The 1823-nt window shown below is 44.2% G+C and carries 2 protein-coding genes; both read right to left on the bottom strand.

The features are described 5' to 3' along the window. A partial coding sequence (locus tag H6A34_RS14320) for a transposase (RefSeq protein ID WP_275955211.1) occupies positions 1 to 419 on the bottom strand: 419 nt, incomplete at its 3' end. Positions 420 to 478: 59 nt separating this feature from the next. Then, positions 479 to 1627 (bottom strand): phage integrase SAM-like domain-containing protein, encoded by a 1149-nt coding sequence (locus H6A34_RS14315; protein ID WP_205106064.1) that lies wholly within the window; start codon positions 1625 to 1627, stop codon positions 479 to 481. Between the last annotated feature and the right edge of the window lie 196 nt (positions 1628 to 1823).

Here is a 1823-nt window from a genome sequence, read left to right as displayed (position 1 = left end):
GCCCATCCCTTCATCGTCCTGTGGCTGTGCGCACGCTTTATATTGCATGACTTCAACGGTGTGGAGTCGATAATGGATATTCCAGTACATTTACCCAACGCACATGTCTGCAGGAACAGCAAAAGATGGAGTCCTACCTTAGCCTGGCGTTCTACGAAGCGGTTGTACGACAGGCGGTGTGGAAACTCCTTGCGCATGTGGTTACATACATAACCGAGGTAGAAAGACTTGAGGTCTCGGTGGCGCAAGATATGGAACAGTACGAGAATGGTCATCACCTCACTGTCGGACATGAGGCACGGGCGGTTGCGGCGACGTTTGCCGCAGATGTCCAGCGTGTGTTTTTTCAGTTCGGGAGCAAAATATTTGCAGAATTCATCGAGAATACAGAAAATTTCTATTATATTTGCATCAGTCATGGGAATGAATATTTTTATGTAACTTATTGATTATCAACTATAAAGGTACTAAAAATATCTCATTCCCACAACTTTTTCAATCGTTTTCTTATACCGAACTCACGTTCTTTAAGGATTTCCTTGATGTATCGGTTGAGAATAACGTCAACCACGGAAGGCAGATTATAGTTGTATTTCTCACAGATGGCTTGCAGATTAGGATTCATGATAGGGATTTTCACCTCCGTATGCGTTTTCTGCTGTACAAGCCGGATTATGGGTGTACCCTTGGCTGTAGTAGTGAAACAGTCAGGAGAAATGTTGTTATAATCACTCACACGCTGGCAAGTGTAACACCCCACCAGAAAAATGTCACGCACTTGTTCCTGTAATCCTGTTAACGGCATTTCATACAACGCTTGAAGCTCTGCTGATGTCAGATATATCTCGGCAGCCTTGTCTTTCTCGTCTATTTTCTTTTTTGAGAAACATTGAGTGGCACGGTTATTATCGTGTATGCCATCGGTATAGGCATAGCCGACAAGTGCCCGGAGTGTAACCAAATACTTGTTTTGTGCAGTAATCATGTAATGGCGCTTTTCCATATAGGCAAGGAATTTGGCCGCAAATTCACGGTTCACCATTCCCCATGTATATTGGTGCTTCTTGTCGAAGTCGTCGTATAATCTCATGAAACTGTGCCAAGACTTGACTGTTCCCGCTGAATACCTGTTATTCTTATTCAAGCGTTTTCCCGATTTAATGTCGGCGCAGAACCGTGAAAGGTAATTCCATATCTTGGCCTTCTCTGCCTCGATGCCTTCCTGAATGAGCCGTTCCTGTTCTTGACGGATACGTTCTTCTTCCAGTCTCGCTTTCTCTTCTACCTCTTCTTGTGCCCGTTGGATTTCATATTTGTTCGGGTCAGATATAGCCAATATTTCCGACTTGATATGCTGCCTGTCAAATTGAGGTGCGGACATTTCACGCTCCAACATCACTTCTATCCTGCCCAGCTTGTCATGCAACTTGGGATTTTGTTTGCGATGGCGTGCCAAAGAGTCTTCATCGGCAACGGCTGCTTTCCATTCGGCCACACCGACCTGAATATGTGTGGTAAACTGCACGTCAATCTTTCTGCCCGGAGCCTGCACCCTTATAAAAAGGGTGGCCTTTTCTTTGTTCTCGTCCTTTTTGAGGATATAGAATCTGGAAAGCGTTTTTGCCATAACTCAATCGTTTAATAATGGATAATGTTACGGCTGCAAAGTTACTATGTTTTTTCATTAGTGTCCCGTTTGGAAAAGCCACGCGACTTTGACCCTTTTGGCCAAGCAGGATTTGCCCACCTTTGGCTACAATATGATTGCCCCTTTAAAGTCCTGGTGTTGGGGGTCAATTTTATTTTACCCTTTTAAAATTTCC

This window comes from Marseilla massiliensis, from assembly GCF_016899855.1.
Lineage (GTDB): Bacteria > Bacteroidota > Bacteroidia > Bacteroidales > Bacteroidaceae > Prevotella.
This window is presented reverse-complemented; position numbering and strand designations above follow the sequence as displayed.